This is a genomic window from Winogradskyella tangerina (assembly GCF_003260205.1).
In the GTDB taxonomy this organism is placed as follows: domain Bacteria; phylum Bacteroidota; class Bacteroidia; order Flavobacteriales; family Flavobacteriaceae; genus Winogradskyella; species Winogradskyella tangerina.
In genome coordinates this window covers 402,737-418,121 of sequence record NZ_QERF01000001.1, presented here as the reverse complement: position 1 = coordinate 418,121, position 15,385 = coordinate 402,737, and the positions used below count along the sequence as shown (strand labels likewise).

Genomic DNA, 15,385 nt, shown 5'->3' with positions numbered 1-15,385 from the left:
TAAAAGCTTCAATATTTCTTAATTTTAAGGTTCCGATTTTTTACATCAAAACACCCGTATGTACTTAATATTTGATACTGAAACTACAGGTTTACCCAAGCGATGGGATGCGCCGATAACAGATACAGATAACTGGCCAAGAGCTATTCAGATTGCATGGCAATTGCATGATGCTATGGGCAATTGTTTAGAGCATCAGGATTTTTTAATTCAACCAGAAGGCTTCAATATTCCATACGATGCTGAAAAAGTTCACGGTATTTCAACAGAACTTGCAAAGGAACAAGGTGTGCCACTTATTGAAGTTCTTGAGAAATTCAATGAAGCATTGGCTAAGACCAAGTTTGTTGTGGGGCAAAATGTGAAATTCGACCTGAATATTATGGGTGCCGAATTTGTACGCGAGGATGTGGCTAACCCACTTCAAGAATTACCAGTATTAGATACCTGTACAGAACATACAGCAAGTTTATGTCAAATACCCGGAGGTCGTGGTGGAAAATTCAAATTACCCACGCTAACCGAATTGCATGAGTTTTTATTTCATAAACCATTTGCTGAAGCACACAACGCAACTGCCGATGTTGAGGCGACCACACGTTGCTTTCTAGAGCTGATCCGGAGACAAGAATATACCAAGGAAGAGCTTGATGTACAACCAGATTATTTTCAAAAATTTTCCGAAGAAAACCCAGATGAGATTCGTCTCATCGGATTGAAGCATATCAATCTTAAGCGCGAAAGTGCTAAAATCAACGAGCGACTTCAAAAAGAGCAAACAGAAACTAGTTTCACCGAAACGGATCAGGAATCAGCCTCACAACTTTCAGAGGTTGATTTTGTACATCTCCACAATCATTCTCAGTTTTCCATTCTGCAATCAACCATTAGTATAAGAGATCTGGTTGCAGCAGCAGCAAAAGAAGACATGCCAGCGGTGGCGCTGACTGATCATGGAAATATGATGGGCGCTTTTCATTTTGTTCAGGCTGTTTCTAATCATAACAAATCAATTAAAGCAAAGCATGCAGAGGCAGAAGCTAGTGGCGAAGAGAAAGAAGGTAGATTATTAAAACCTATTATTGGCTGTGAGTTTTTTGTTTGTGAAGACCATCTAGATAAAACTCGTAAAGACAACGGATATCAGATCGTACTTTTAGCTAAAAATAAGAAGGGTTATCACAACCTGGCTAAGTTGTCTTCCGCGGCTTTTACTGACGGGTTTTACTATGTTCCTAGAATAGATAAGGCACTAATTGAGCAATACAGAGATAATCTGATTTGTCTCACCGGAAACCTTTATGGCGAGGTGCCAAGTAAGGTTTTGAATATCGGTGAAAATCAAGCTGAGGAGGCTCTATTGTGGTGGAAAGACACCTTTGGAGACGATCTTTATATCGAATTAATGCGGCATAATCAGGAAGATGAAAACCGCGTGAATCAGGTCTTAGTGCAGTTTGCGAAAAAGCATCAGATTAAGTTAGTAGCGACCAACAATACTTACTATGTTGAACAAGAAAATGCCAACGCCCATGATATTCTTTTATGTGTGAAAGATGGCGAAAAGCAAGCCACTCCCATAGGTCGCGGTCGTGGCTATCGCTACGGCTTGCCAAATCAGGAGTATTACTTTAAGTCTTCGGAAGAAATGAAGACCTTGTTTAGAGATATTCCTGAAGCTATTATGAATATTCAAGAGGTTGTTGATAAGATTGAACCTTTCGAATTAGCAAGAGATGTTTTACTTCCAGCATTCGATATTCCGAATGAATTCAAAGATGAAAAAGATGAGACCGATGGTGGAAAACGTGGGGAAAACGCCTACTTAAAGCATCTTACTTACGAAGGGGCAAAAAAGCGTTATGGAGAGATTACACCAGAAATAAAAGAACGACTCGATTTTGAATTGAGCGTTATTGAAAATACAGGGTATCCGGGTTACTTTTTGATTGTTGAGGATTTTATCCGCGAAGCCAGAAATATGGATGTTTCGGTGGGTCCAGGACGTGGTTCGGCTGCAGGGTCGGTGGTGGCCTATTGTCTCTGGATTACTAATATCGATCCTATAAAGTACGATCTACTTTTTGAGCGTTTTCTGAATCCAGATCGTGTGAGCATGCCCGATATTGATATCGATTTTGATGATGAAGGTCGTGGACGAGTTATGCAATATGTGATCGACAAGTATGGTGCTAATCAGGTGGCGCAGATCATCACCTACGGTACTATGGCTGCGAAATCTTCCATTCGCGATACGGCACGTGTGTTAGACCTGCCACTGAACGAAGCGGATCATATTGCGAAGCTCATTCCAAATATGTCTAAACTTGGCAAAATATTTGGAAAGAGTGAAAAAGAATTGGCTCAAAAATTCCGACAGGAAGAACTAGAAAAAGTTAATCAGTTACTTAACATTTCAGACGGTGAAGATTTACAGGCAGAAACGGTTAATCAGGCTCGAGTTTTAGAAGGATCGGTTAGGAATACAGGTATTCATGCATGTGGTGTGATCATTACACCAGGCGATATAACGAATTATGTTCCTGTTGCAACAGCGAAGGATTCGGATTTATATGTAACTCAATTTGACAACTCAGTGGTTGAAAGTGCAGGTCTTCTGAAAATGGATTTCCTCGGACTAAAAACTTTAACCTTAATTAAGGATACTGTCAAAATTGTGAAAGCAAAACATGGTATTGAATTAGACCCTGAAAATTTCCCATTAGATGACGAAGAAACCTATGAACTTTTCCAACGTGGTGAAACAGTAGGGATATTTCAGTATGAATCTCCGGGGATGCAAAAGCATATGAAGCATCTTAAACCAACCGTTTTTGATGATCTCATTGCGATGAATGCCCTTTATCGCCCTGGACCGATGGAATACATACCAAGTTTTATTAATCGTAAACACGGTAAAGAAGAGATTATCTACGATTTGCCTGAAATGGAAGAATACCTCAAGGAAACCTACGGGATTACGGTATACCAGGAGCAGGTAATGTTATTGTCACAGAAATTGGCTGATTTTACCAAAGGTGAAGCCGATGTCCTCCGAAAGGCGATGGGTAAAAAGCAGAAAGCCGTTCTGGATAAAATGAAGCCAAAATTTATTGATCAGGCCGCGGCAAAGGGCATGGATAAAGATAAATTAGAAAAGATATGGAAAGACTGGGAAGCTTTTGCGAGTTACGCATTCAATAAGTCGCACTCTACTTGTTACGCATGGATTGCTTATCAAACGGCATATTTAAAAGCACATTATCCGGCTGAATATATGGCTGCAGTGCTCTCTAATAACATGAACGACATTAAGCAGGTCACTTTCTTTATGGAAGAATGTAAGCGCATGCGATTGCCTGTATTAGGTCCGGATGTCAATGAAAGTTACTATAAGTTCTCGGTAAATAAGGACAATGCCGTGCGCTTCGGTATGGGAGCCATTAAAGGTGTTGGTCATGGGGCTGTGAAGACGATTGTTGAAAATCGAAAGAAGGATGGTAATTACAAGTCAATTTTCGATCTGGCAAAACGAATAGACCTAAGAGCAGCAAATAAAAAATCATTTGAAGGATTAGCTAATGCTGGTGGATTTGATTGCTTTAAAGAGACACATCGCGCACAGTATTTTGCGCACGAAGGTGATAATGTTACCTTTTTAGAAAAGGCCATACGATATGGCGCTAAATATCAGGAAAATGAAAACTCAGCTCAGGTGAGTTTATTCGGAAATACGAGCGAGGTTCAAATACCAGAACCGCAAGTGCCGCCATGTGAAGAATGGGGAACTATGGAAAAGCTTTCAAGAGAAAAAGAGGTTGTAGGGATTTATATTTCAGGGCATCCTTTAGATGATTTCAAAATTGAAATGCAAACCTTCTGTAACGGTACGGTTTCGGTATTCAAGGATCTTCAAACTATTGTGAACAGAGAAGTCACTTTTGGTGGTGTGGTTACCGATATTCAGCATCGTGTGAGTAAGCAAGGTAAAGGCTGGGCAGCTTTTACGATTGAAGATTATACCGATAGCTATGAATTCAGAATTTTTGGCGAAGATTATCTGAAGTTTAGACATTTCTTGGTTCAGAATTCTTTCGTGTATGTGCGAGCTTTTGTAAAAGAAGGCTGGATGAATCGTGAAACTGGTCAGAAAGGAGAGCCGAGAATTCAATTTAATAATTTCCAACTGCTGCATGATGTAATGGATGCCTATGCTAAGAAATTATCCATCCAGTTGAATATCGACGATCTGGAAAAAGATAAAATCGCTGATTTGCAAGATATGTTCAGGTTACATCAGGGCAATCATACGCTCAGTTTTGTCGTTTATGATAATGAAGACAAGTTAAAGCTCACAATGCCCAGTAGAAAACAAAAAGTGAAGATTTCGCAAGAGCTTCTTTACGAGTTGAAGGAATTGGATGTGATGTATAAATTGAATTAGCATAAAACCAAACAATGGTAGCATAACCAAATCGAATGTAAGCCACGTAAGGTTTGGAATATTTTTTGACTAATATTGCATATTAAACTGAAGTAAAATACATTAAATATAATATTATGGCACTAGAAATAACAGATGCAACGTTTGAAGAAACGGTATTGAAGAGTGATAAACCAGTAATGGTAGATTTTTGGGCGGCTTGGTGTGGACCTTGTCGTATGGTAGGACCGATCATTGACGAGATCAGCAATGAATATGAAGGAAAGGCTATAGTTGGTAAAGTAGATGTTGATTCTAATCAGGAGTTTGCTGCCAAGTATGGTGTTAGAAACATTCCTACGGTATTAGTATTCCAAAACGGAGAGGTAGTAGGTCGTCAGGTTGGTGTAGCACCAAAGAATGCTTACGCAGACGCTATCGACGCTCTATTATAATAGATATACTCTAAAAGAAATGATAAAAGGTTTGTCGTTATGACAAACCTTTTTTAGTTTCGGTAACTCATGGATTTACAAGTTGAATTAAATAAAGCAGGCGGTTTTAAGAATCTAGAATTACTCGCCAAGCAAGTCGTTGAAGGATTTATTGCAGGGATGCATAAGAGTCCGTTTCATGGATTTTCCGCAGAGTTTGCCGAGCATAAGATCTATAACCATGGTGAAAGCACCAAGCATATCGACTGGAAGCTTTACGCCAAAACCGATCGACTTTACACTAAGCGTTATGATGAGGAAACCAATCTGCGGTGTCATCTAATACTAGATAATAGTACATCCATGCACTATCCTGAATCTGCAGGTACAACTATCGATAATCTTAATAAATCAGCCTTTTCGGCATTGGCTTGTGCATCTTTGATGCATATTCTGAAAAAGCAACGCGATGCTGTTGGTTTGAGTATTTACAGTGATACGTATGATTTTTATGCACCTGAAAAAGGTAGTGAGCGGCATCATCAGATGCTATTGAGTAAACTTAGTGAAGCTGTAGTCTCCAAACCAGATTCAAAAACTACTGAAACCTATACCTATTTACATCAAATAGCAGAAAAGATCCATAGGCGTTCATTGATCTTTGTTTTTACGGATATGTTTCAAACGTCTGAAGACGATGACAAGTTATTTGAAGCTTTACGTCATTTGAAGCACAACAAACACGAAGTTGTATTGTTTCATGTGTTTGATAAGTCTAAGGAATTAAGTTTCGATTTCGATAATAGACCAAAACGATTTATCGATGTAGAAACTGGAGATTTCATTAATTTGTATCCAGATAATGTAAAGGAGAATTACGAAAAAGCTGTAAGTGACTACTTTAATGACTTACGTTTAAAGTGTGGCCAGTATCGTATAAAATATGTTGAGGCTGACATTACTAAGGGCTTCAATCAAATTTTAACTACCTATATGATAGAGCGCCAAAAATTTGTTTAGACGGGTTAATATTTTTATCATTTTTGTTTGCGGAATTAAAAATGCAATGTATATTTGCCCTCGCAATTATGCAACGGTCTGGTAGTTCAGCTGGTTAGAATATCTGCCTGTCACGCAGGGGGTCGCGGGTTCGAGTCCCGTCCAGACCGCAAAAATTGCAAAAGGGCTCTGAGAAATTAGAGCTTTTTTAGTATAAAGACGTTGTGTTGTCCTGACTGTTAACGTTAGGATGTAGTTGTAAGATTTCCAAGTTAATTGGAATCTTACCGATGAAAGGCTTTCCTTTTTTCCTCGTTCTACGAAGCTTTAGCGAAGTAGAATTATACAGGTAAATCGGGATGCTTTTTTGTTTAAGCGAAATTCAAACTACACAATTACAAATCTTCTTCATTGTTTTTTCAAGTTAAAATACGTAGTTCTACGTATAGTATTGCCAGCTTTTCGGTTGTAATTTAGAGAACTATTAACTTCAAAATCAATAAATTATGCCAAGAGTAATTGCCGTTGGAAATGTTAGAGCAGACGGAACCATTTATAATGCTACACCAGGAATTAAGATTGATACCATGAATGTTTATGACTCAAATATGTATAGAGTTGTACTTCCAAAATGTCTTGTACTAACCAAAAATTATATTATTCAACTTACGCAAGAGCTTGTAGATGATGGTGATCAGGATTTCTTTTTTTCTGCAATTGGTTATTTGTTTAGAACTAAGAAGGATTTTCAAGTTGGAATCATTAAAGGGAATAATGGTCAGTTTATTAAAGGCAATTGGAGTTTTACCATACTCGATTTATAGATAAAAAACATCAATTAGATGACGTTAGATCTTAAAATATGACTGATTATATGGAATTCTAGCTGGCTTATTTTTGAAATTTGATACCCTATTAGAATACGTACCAGCTTATTAATTTTGAACTTTTCAACAAGAAATTAACCAAAAAAACGCATTTAATCGGTGTTTATTTGCATTTTATCGATGATTCTTTTGTGTGTGAAGCAATTCCTTATATATTTGTTAGCTCTTGTAAGCCCTCAAATCATACTTTCAAGAAAATTTATTATCCATTAAACATTTACTAAAACGTCCCTCGTTTTATTTTAGTGCAATTTAGGTTAAAAACCTACAATAGTTAATTATCCATTTTCCTCCCTCAAAATGTAGCGAAAATCGTTACGCAATTTAATATTGACTATTTATTAAACCCTAAATTGAGACATATGAAAACCCTAAAAATTACTTTAGCCTTAGTTGCCATTGCTATGTTAACTGTATCTGGTGTACAATCTGATAAGGTTGTAGCTGAGAACGAGCCAACTTACAAAGAAGTTAAATCGTATGATTTTGTAGCGCACGTAAGAAAAAAAGGTAAAGTCCAAACGCAAGGATAAAACTTTCTTTTAATATATATAATTAGCCTTTGTTATTTTATAATAAAGGCTATACTTGTTTAATAAAGATGACAGATTATAAGAGATAAAGTCATAATTTATTCTAAATTTGGATGACATACAGGTTTAGAGAAATCCATTGAATTATAAGTTACCCACCATAATTGCTTTATTCTTCTCCATCATTGTTCATGCACAGAGCAATGAGGCCACTAAGGACTTAGATCGTATTTTGGCCTTGAGGGCTAAATCCAAAAGCAACACAGAATCATTAGAATCTAGAATTGATTATGCGTTACAAGCTGTAAAGTTATCCTATAAAACAAAGGTTGATTCGACAATTCTACTCAGTAACAGAAACCTTTCAGTCGTACTTTTTGAGGCCGAAAAGTACGAAGACTACAAAAAAGTTAATCTAGAAAACTTAGCACTAGCAAACAAGCTAAAAGACACGACTGCAATTGCAGTAGCCAATTTTAATCTGGGTTCTTACCATAAGATAAAAATTCAAAACGATAGTGCTTACTACTATTATTTGAATGCACTTGATATATACGCTAACTTAAATCTAGTTGAAGAACAGGCGTATTTACTTTATCAATTAGCAGATATTCAAGATACTGAGAAAGATTATATAGGTAGTGAAGAGAACGCTATTAAAGCCGTTAAATTGAGAAATACACTTCAAACGACTGAAGAAAATCTCGACTATTTATGGGATTTGAATAATCTGCTAGGCGTAACATCACAAAACCTAGAACGCTACGAAGTATCGCTTCAGTATCATGAAAAGGCTTTAGATATTGCAAAGCGAATGAATTATGGAGAATATAATGAAACCCTTTCTATTAACAATAAAGCAGGTGTTTACAGGGAACTTTTAGATTATGAGAAATCTCTCGAATTATACAGAAGTCTTATCGACAAAAGAGAAGATTATGAAGAGTATGATCCAGCTTTTTATCCATTGATCATTAACAATATAGCTTACACAAAAGTGCTTGCCGGTCATACCGATTATGACAATATGAGCACAATGTTTTACGAGGCCTATCGACTGAGTAAAGAGCTAGATGATGATATTACAAAGTTGGCTGTAACCATTGACCTTTCAAAGTTTTATAATCATTTAAAGATAAAGGATTCCACCTTAAAATATGCAGAGAAAGCATACGCCTTATCCAAGCAAATTTCTTCAAATGATATTTTATTAGAATCCATGATGCTGCTTTCAGAATTAAAGGAAGGGGAAGAAGGAAAAGTATATTTGAATGAGCATATTAAATTAACAGATAGTCTTCTTAAAGTAGAACGTAATGTTAGAAACAAATTTGCCCGATTGGAATTCGATACCGACCAGATTGCTGCAGAAAACGAACAAATCTCTAAAGAAAACTTCTACCTCGTTCTTCTATCAGGAGGGCTATTGTTAACAGCAGTTTTAGTTTATGTGGTTATTTCTCAGCGTGCTAAAAATCGAAAGCTCAAGTTAATTCAGGTGCAGCAAAAGGCTAATGAAGATATTTATAACCTTATGCTTAGCCAGCAAGATAAAGTTGATGAGGCCAGAACTCAAGAAAAGAAGCGGATCTCTGAAGAGTTACACGATGGTGTACTAGGACGACTTTTCGGAACGAGACTAAGCCTAGATAGTATCAATTTTAAAGATGGTAAAGAAGCTATGATGACTAGGGCAAATTATATTGGTCAGCTTAAAACCATCGAAGAAGATATACGGAAGATCTCTCACGAATTAAATACGGATTTTGTTTCTGGTTCAGGTTTTATGGATATTGTTTCAGAGTTGATTGAGAATCAAACGCAAGCTTATGGATTGGCCTACGAATTCAATTTTACGGATGACATTAGTTGGGATTCGGTTTCGAATAAAACTAAAATCAACATTTACAGGATTATACAAGAATCCATGCAAAATATTTATAAACATGCCAATGCAAAAGCTATAAAAATTAGTATTTCACTAGAAAAAAACGTAATTTGCTTAGACATCATAGATGATGGAGAGGGCTTCGATACTTCAAAGAGCAAAAAAGGAATTGGTCTTAAAAATATGACATCTCGTGTTGAAGATATTAATGGTAAAATCACCTTCACCTCTCAATCTGGAAATGGTACAACGGTTAATGTCAAAATTCCTTACACTGATAAAGTGGCATGAAGTAAGCTGTTGGAAAATTTATGATTTGAATAGACGATAAATGGCATATTCCATCTGTCCCTAACTTTTGAATAAAAACAGATGAAACATATCAACATCTTAATGGTGGATGATCATCCAATCATTATTGAAGGTTATCAGAATGTATTGATGGCAACCAAAGATGACGATCAGACCTTGCTGATCGACACGGCCAATAATTGTGATACTGCACAACTAATGATTAACCGTGCCTCGAAGGGCACGCCATACGATGTATGCTTTTTTGATATTAGTTTACCACCTTCTCAAGATGGAAGATATGCTTCAGGTGAAGACCTTGCGCTACTAGCCAAAAAGGTCTTGCCAGAGGCAAAAATCATTATTTTAACCATGTTTAATGAGTCCTTCAGAATTCATAATATTATAAAGGAAATAAATCCAGATGGATTTTTAATTAAGAGCGATCTAACCTCGATGGAATTAGCTGATGCATTTCAGCAGATACTTAAATACCCTCCGTATTATAGCAGTACCGTTAGTAATTATGTGAAGAAAACCATAACCAGTGAAATCTATGTTGATGATATCAACAGAAAAATTCTTCACTTACTTTCACAAGGAATAAAAACAAAGAGTTTGAGTGAGTACATTCCATTATCAACAAGCGCCATTGAAAAGCGTAAAAAACAACTCAAATTACTATTTTCTGTTACTGACGGAAAGGACGAAACCTTGCTTCAAGAGGCCAGAGAAAAAGGTTATCTCTAAAAAAATTAAAAAAAGTGCGATTTTTCACGGTCTGAAAATCCTCTCGAAAGCCTTACTATTGTTAGAAATTACGGTTTTTCCGCATCAAGTTTACGGTTTTACCACAAGAAAAATATTAAGTATTGACCTACATTTACATCAAGTCAACAAGAATTAATTAATCCCTCTTAAGTAATTGTTGAGTTAATAGCAAGAAAAATTAAACCTGGTTGAGCTCTCGATCAGGTTTTTTTCTTGCTTTTTTTTGATTAAAACCAGCTTGCGTTGTGTTCGGATAACTTCACGATAAAAAATCCGAGGAAAATAATAGCAACGATAAATTTTAAAAATGTTGAGGCAATAAAACCTAAAAACGAACCAAAGGCAGCCTTTAAAGCTTTCTTAGAATCATTTCTGTGTATCATCTCACCAATTAAGGCACCAACAAATGGCCCAATAACAATTCCAAAGGGTATTGGTGAGAACAAACCAACAAGTAATCCGAGTGTTGTACCGATCATACCAGCTTTACTGCCTCCAAAACGTTTGGTACCAATTGCAGGTATAATATAATCTAACACATAGATAACAATGGCTACAATAGCTGTAACAACCAAAAACGTTGTACTTAATTGTACGCCTTCGGTAAAGTGGAGAACTAAAAACCCAGCCCAACTTGTTAATGGCCCTGGTAGCACGGGCAAAAAACTACCTATTATTCCTAAAAGCATTAGCAGAAACGCCACAATCACAAGAAAAAGTTCCATATAAAAATTTTAATTTCACTGATAGGACGCAAAAAGCTATTGAAAGTTACGTTTTATTGTGAGGCACAATGTTCATTTTAAAATGGATAGAAAAATGAGCGACAATCTTTATCATGTTACTAGAAGAATTATTAGCAAAGGAAAACTAAAATCGAAAAATATCGTACATTTCAATTTTAGAAGTGTTTTAATGAATCGATTAGTTGGTCTTTTTTTAATTGTTCTTCTGTCATCTTGCAATTATTTTGAAAAGCAAAAAGTAAATGCTGACGATTTACTAGAGGAAGAATTGCAAACATTTAATTGGAACGACGTCGATACTTACCCAACCTTTAGTAGTTGTGATTCAATTACTGCCAAAGAGGAAAGTAAAAATTGCTTTCAGAATACGATGCTTTCTCATGTTAATCAATTTTTGGCCGATCAAAATATTGTAGTAACTGAAGATGTCTATGATACAATTATTATGCAATTAACCATTGACAATGAAGGTCTTTTAAAGGTTGAGGATATAAAGATGAAGCCAGAGACCATTTCCCAAATACCAGAAATTGATAGCCTTTTGAGGCAAAGTTTAACAACAGTGCCAAAAATCTTTCCAGCGATAAAAAGAGGGCAGCAAGTAAAAACTGCTTTTGAATTACCAGTTATTGTAAAAATCGATTAAAACCTTCTGGCTAGTTTTTGCATAAGTCGCAATACTTCGATGTAGAGCCATAGCAATGTTGCTAAAAGTCCCCAAGTTGCAATCCATTCCTTTTGTTTTGGTGCTCTATTCTTGTAGCGTTCTATATAATCGAAATCTAAGAGTAATGCAAAAGACGCCACAATTGCAGCAATAATATTAAAGACAATCGCAAACCAAGATGTGCCCCAGATGTAAGACTTAATGCCAAAAAAGCCTAAAATCCACGATATTATATAAACAACAAAAATGCTCACTGACGCCGTAATGATTACGCTGCGTAATTTTTTAGTAACGACTATAATTCTAAGTTGATATAACACAAGCATCACAAAAAATGTGACGATAGTAACCCCAATAGCCTGATAAGGTAATTCAGGGAAATTACGATGTGCATAAGACGAAAACCCTCCTAGAAAAAATCCCTTGGCAATGATATATAAAGGCACTAAAAAGTGAGCCCATTCCTTTCTAACAGAAATAACAATACTCAAAACAATAGATCCTAACATCCCACCTAAAGTGAACCATTTCATGGGTGTGCCAGCCTCATTGAGCTTCCATAGGTAACCGGTTATGGCAGCGATTACCAAGATGCCTAACATGGATTTGATAAATATTCCGGTTACGGACATTGTTTTCTTGGACGATTTTCCATCGTCCCAAAAGAATCCATGAAAAACAGGGTTAGAGGTTTTAAAATCGCGCAACGACATGTTTACAGGTTGAATTTATAACCAATGGCAATATCTGTTGAAAAATTACCTTGATTGTCTAAAAGTATAGCAAACAGCTCTCCATAAATGATTGTAATGAAACTATTCTCACCGATCTTTATATCTGAACCAATTCCAAAAATAAATGGAATATCAAAAGAGGTTTCACTAGCATCAATTTCCATGCTGTTTTCATCTGCAAAAGTTACATTTGAAAAATTCAAGGTAGCTAGTTTGAATTGCCCATAAATTGAAAAAGTCTCTTTATTTATAAATCGATAACGATAGCCAAGTGAAAATTCTGTGGTACTGTACGGAAAATTATCACTATCAAAAGTATGTCTTGCCTGCAAAAAACCTGAATGTCTTGGAAGTACGTTCGCTTCAAAAATTTCTAATTCTGCACCAATCATTGGTGTGCTTTTATTTTCAGGATTGCCAACAAACGGATTATTAGTGATTCCGCCTGAAAATCCTAATCTAAACTGAACATCACTCTCTGTAGAAGTTAACGTATAGCTTGAATCTACTGAGATATTATAAGCATCGATAAAATTTCTAAGATCATAAAGGGTAAGCTTTAGCTTATCAGTAGACTTTCCGTTGGTAAGAGCACTTAAGGTTGATTTGTATTCTTCTTGAAATTTATTGTCAGGACCTTTCGAGTTTTTTAATTCGGTGATGGTTCCGTCATCGGTTCTAACAAAATAACGGTAGTTGCCATCAATGGTATTCCAAAGCAAATCTAATTTGCCGTCAATTTCAGTTTTCAACTCTAGAGTTTCTCCATTAATAGTGTAGGTATCTTGACCGTAGTTCAGCTGAAAAACAAAACATACAATACACAACAAGACAATTTTTTTCATTTTATGCTGGGATTTGGTTTTAGTAAATCTACCAAAAATATCTGAATGCAATCTATTTTCTGAATTCTCTACCCTTCCAACGGTACGATTTAAAAAATGACAATAACACTATATAAACGCTAAAAAAAGGATAAAGAAGACTTGATGAAATGAATGACAACAAGACATTTTCTTGTCCAAAAAAACGAACAACTTTAAACAGTAATAACAAGTCGATCGCCAATTTGATCACCAATAGCGATAATGCTACTCTTCCATTTAAAGCGTTAAACCATAACAGGAATGGTAAGGCTAGAAATACTGTATTTCCCAGTAATACGATGACACCAACCAACTTAGAAAACCCATTTGGATTTCGTGAGGTTTTTGATGCCCATCGCAATCGCTGTTCTATGAGTTCACCAAAGTTTGTAACGGGTAGTGTGCGTACTATGGCTTTATCAGATTTTAAATAAACGACTTTATCTTTATCAAGTCCTTTAAACTTTTCGAGCAAAAAAATGTCGTCACCGCTTGCAATTTCCGAATTTCCTTTAAAACCCTTCAAGCGAAGAAATATTTCTTTACGATAGGCAAAGTTGGCACCATTGCATAAGAAGGGTTTGTTGAGGCCAAAACCACCTATGGTAGCGGCTTGCAGACTCAAAAAATCTAGAGTTTGAAACCGGCTAAAAAAAGAATTATTCTGATGATAGGTTACTGGAGCTACAATACAATTTGGCGCCTCATTTTGAATAATTTCATCAAAAGCATCTAGCCAATATTTATGAAGTATACAATCGGCATCCGTTGTAACGATCCATTCATTTTTTGAAACGGTAATACCAGAATTAATGGCATCTTTTTTAGGCGAATTAGATGTTCTCTGATTTTTGATCACCCTAATATTTTTCCCTTTGGCACCAGTTTCATTAATAATATCTTGAATGAGTTGAGCAGATCCATCGGTAGAATCATCGTCAACAAGAATAATTTCGAATCGGTTTTGGGGATACTTCAAACTTAGAATTGAACGAAGAAGTTTGGGTAAATTCTCGATTTCATTTCTGAAGGGAATAATAACGGAGAAGCTGTTTTTTGCTTCCAGATCTTGAAGTTTGAAGGTTTCCACCTTATCAAAACCATAAACTAGACCTCCAATTAAAATCAGATAAACTATGATACTCGTTATAGCAATGATAGTAATCATTCTTCTATTTTAGGAAGTTTGAAATTAAGTGCAAAATAACCACCAAATAAAGCCGGAATTGCAAAATTTAAGATCCACATTATGGTTATTATCGATAGTATCGTAAGCTCGTTAACCTGAACATAGCCAAATAAAAATACAGCAACACTCCCTTTAACGATCACATCAAAAATCGAGATTGAAGGAATAATAGACGCCAATAGGTACATACTGCTGATCACCACCATGGCTTTAAGGTAGTCAACTTCCACGCCAAAAATTTGAAGCAGGTAATAAAATTGAAAGGAGAAAATAAGATACCTTATTAATGATAGAGATAGATTAATTAAATGAATTTTGGAGGCGATTTGTTTTATATACTTTACAACACTTTGAATAGAATACCCTTTAATACTAAATGCCTTTTGTTTGATCCCAAAAGTGGTGAGTACGCCAATAATTAAAATGACGACTCCAAAGCGGAAGACTTTCTGATAGTTTACCTCAATTTGATATCTATTTACAAACAAGATAACCCCAATGACACCGAATATTGTTGTAATAGTCATTTGTGCCATATTGCCTAGCAGATTCATTAAAACAATACGTTTTCTATAGGATTTTATGTAATAGGCAGCTTTGGCACCATAGTCACCAATTCGGTTAGGCGTTATAAGTGATGCGGTATGTCCACCTAAACTTTGTTCTAAGGCTTCTTTGAAGGATATTTTTTTGACGGTGGAAGCTAGATTCTTCCATTTTAGAATTTCGAAAAACCAGTTAAAAAGGCTTAAAATCACTAAAAAAACGATGTTTTTTACTGAAAAAGTGCCATTTTCCTTCAGAAAAGCTAAAAATTCACCAAATTGAAGATCTTCGTTTTCGGCTAATTTTGAATAGATAAAATAAAAAGCGCCGACAACGATACTTAACTTAATAAGTACAAATAAGAATTGCTTAGTTTTGTAAGGTACGCCATGAAGCATACTGCAAATTAAA

General features: G+C 35.8%; 13 protein-coding genes and 1 tRNA gene. 9 read left to right on the top strand and 5 right to left on the bottom strand.

Going from position 1 to position 15,385, the window contains the following annotated elements:
* The first annotated feature begins 58 nt into the window (after positions 1 to 58).
* The 8 genes from dnaE (at position 59) to DDY94_RS01810 (ending at position 10,205) form a co-directional block, all read left to right on the top strand.
* Positions 59 to 4,444, top strand: coding sequence for a DNA polymerase III subunit alpha (gene dnaE / locus DDY94_RS01840; protein WP_111682316.1), 4,386 nt, complete (start codon positions 59 to 61; stop codon positions 4,442 to 4,444).
* 116 nt (positions 4,445 to 4,560) lie between these two features.
* Entirely contained in the window at positions 4,561 to 4,878 is a 318-nt protein-coding gene (trxA, locus tag DDY94_RS01835) for a thioredoxin (protein ID WP_111682315.1), read from the top strand.
* Positions 4,879 to 4,947: 69 nt separating this feature from the next.
* Positions 4,948 to 5,877, top strand: a complete 930-nt coding sequence (locus tag DDY94_RS01830; protein ID WP_111682314.1) for a DUF58 domain-containing protein — start codon at positions 4,948 to 4,950, stop codon at positions 5,875 to 5,877.
* Between the two features lie 75 nt (positions 5,878 to 5,952).
* Positions 5,953 to 6,026 (top strand) — tRNA-Asp (locus DDY94_RS01825).
* 336 nt (positions 6,027 to 6,362) lie between these two features.
* Complete coding sequence (locus DDY94_RS01820; RefSeq protein WP_111682313.1) at positions 6,363 to 6,680, top strand: hypothetical protein; 318 nt, start codon at positions 6,363 to 6,365, stop codon at positions 6,678 to 6,680.
* A gap of 425 nt (positions 6,681 to 7,105) precedes the next feature.
* A complete protein-coding gene (locus DDY94_RS16065) occupies positions 7,106 to 7,276 on the top strand; it encodes a hypothetical protein (protein WP_157957211.1) in 171 nt (56 codons plus the stop codon).
* 139 nt (positions 7,277 to 7,415) lie between these two features.
* Positions 7,416 to 9,455 (top strand): ATP-binding protein, encoded by a 2,040-nt coding sequence (locus tag DDY94_RS01815; RefSeq protein WP_111682312.1) that lies wholly within the window; start codon positions 7,416 to 7,418, stop codon positions 9,453 to 9,455.
* An 81-nt stretch (positions 9,456 to 9,536) separates the two neighbouring features.
* The gene (locus DDY94_RS01810; RefSeq protein ID WP_111682311.1) at positions 9,537 to 10,205 is read left to right on the top strand and encodes a helix-turn-helix domain-containing protein; all 669 of its coding nucleotides are present in this window, start codon (positions 9,537 to 9,539) and stop codon (positions 10,203 to 10,205) included.
* A gap of 248 nt (positions 10,206 to 10,453) precedes the next feature.
* On the opposite strand, the gene DDY94_RS01805 is transcribed toward DDY94_RS01810, so the two are convergent.
* Complete coding sequence (locus DDY94_RS01805; protein ID WP_111682310.1) at positions 10,454 to 10,951, bottom strand: DUF456 domain-containing protein; 498 nt, start codon at positions 10,949 to 10,951, stop codon at positions 10,454 to 10,456.
* Positions 10,952 to 11,045: 94 nt separating this feature from the next.
* Between DDY94_RS01805 and DDY94_RS01800 the strand changes: the two genes are divergently transcribed.
* Positions 11,046 to 11,618, top strand: a complete 573-nt coding sequence (locus tag DDY94_RS01800; RefSeq protein WP_232817797.1) for a hypothetical protein — start codon at positions 11,046 to 11,048, stop codon at positions 11,616 to 11,618.
* Here the strand turns inward: DDY94_RS01800 and DDY94_RS01795 are convergent.
* Genes DDY94_RS01795 through DDY94_RS01780 form a run of 4 tightly spaced genes read right to left on the bottom strand, consistent with a single transcriptional unit; the run spans position 11,615 to position 15,372 of the window.
* Positions 11,615 to 12,352, bottom strand: a complete 738-nt coding sequence (locus DDY94_RS01795) for a Bax inhibitor-1/YccA family protein (protein ID WP_111682309.1) — start codon at positions 12,350 to 12,352, stop codon at positions 11,615 to 11,617. The genes DDY94_RS01800 and DDY94_RS01795 overlap by 4 nt on opposite strands.
* Positions 12,353 to 12,354: 2 nt before the next feature.
* Positions 12,355 to 13,218 (bottom strand): hypothetical protein, encoded by an 864-nt coding sequence (locus tag DDY94_RS01790; RefSeq protein WP_111682308.1) that lies wholly within the window; start codon positions 13,216 to 13,218, stop codon positions 12,355 to 12,357.
* A 52-nt stretch (positions 13,219 to 13,270) separates the two neighbouring features.
* Positions 13,271 to 14,407, bottom strand: coding sequence for a glycosyltransferase family 2 protein (locus DDY94_RS01785; protein WP_111682307.1), 1,137 nt, complete (start codon positions 14,405 to 14,407; stop codon positions 13,271 to 13,273).
* Positions 14,404 to 15,372, bottom strand: a complete 969-nt coding sequence (locus DDY94_RS01780; protein WP_111682306.1) for a lysylphosphatidylglycerol synthase domain-containing protein — start codon at positions 15,370 to 15,372, stop codon at positions 14,404 to 14,406. Before DDY94_RS01780 ends, DDY94_RS01785 begins: the two co-directional genes overlap by 4 nt.
* Positions 15,373 to 15,385: the final 13 nt, after the last annotated feature.

Coding starts and splice junctions, on each gene's coding strand:
- dnaE (WP_111682316.1), top strand. CDS start 59: ATGTACTTAATATTTGATACTGAAACTACAGGTTTACCCAAGCGATGG.
- trxA (WP_111682315.1), top strand. CDS start 4,561: ATGGCACTAGAAATAACAGATGCAACGTTTGAAGAAACGGTATTGAAG.
- DDY94_RS01830 (WP_111682314.1), top strand. CDS start 4,948: ATGGATTTACAAGTTGAATTAAATAAAGCAGGCGGTTTTAAGAATCTA.
- DDY94_RS01820 (WP_111682313.1), top strand. CDS start 6,363: ATGCCAAGAGTAATTGCCGTTGGAAATGTTAGAGCAGACGGAACCATT.
- DDY94_RS16065 (WP_157957211.1), top strand. CDS start 7,106: ATGAAAACCCTAAAAATTACTTTAGCCTTAGTTGCCATTGCTATGTTA.
- DDY94_RS01810 (WP_111682311.1), top strand. CDS start 9,537: ATGAAACATATCAACATCTTAATGGTGGATGATCATCCAATCATTATT.
- DDY94_RS01805 (WP_111682310.1), bottom strand. CDS start 10,951: ATGGAACTTTTTCTTGTGATTGTGGCGTTTCTGCTAATGCTTTTAGGA.
- DDY94_RS01800 (WP_232817797.1), top strand. CDS start 11,046: ATGAGCGACAATCTTTATCATGTTACTAGAAGAATTATTAGCAAAGGA.
- DDY94_RS01795 (WP_111682309.1), bottom strand. CDS start 12,352: ATGTCGTTGCGCGATTTTAAAACCTCTAACCCTGTTTTTCATGGATTC.
- DDY94_RS01790 (WP_111682308.1), bottom strand. CDS start 13,218: ATGAAAAAAATTGTCTTGTTGTGTATTGTATGTTTTGTTTTTCAGCTG.
- DDY94_RS01785 (WP_111682307.1), bottom strand. CDS start 14,407: ATGATTACTATCATTGCTATAACGAGTATCATAGTTTATCTGATTTTA.
- DDY94_RS01780 (WP_111682306.1), bottom strand. CDS start 15,372: ATGCTTCATGGCGTACCTTACAAAACTAAGCAATTCTTATTTGTACTT.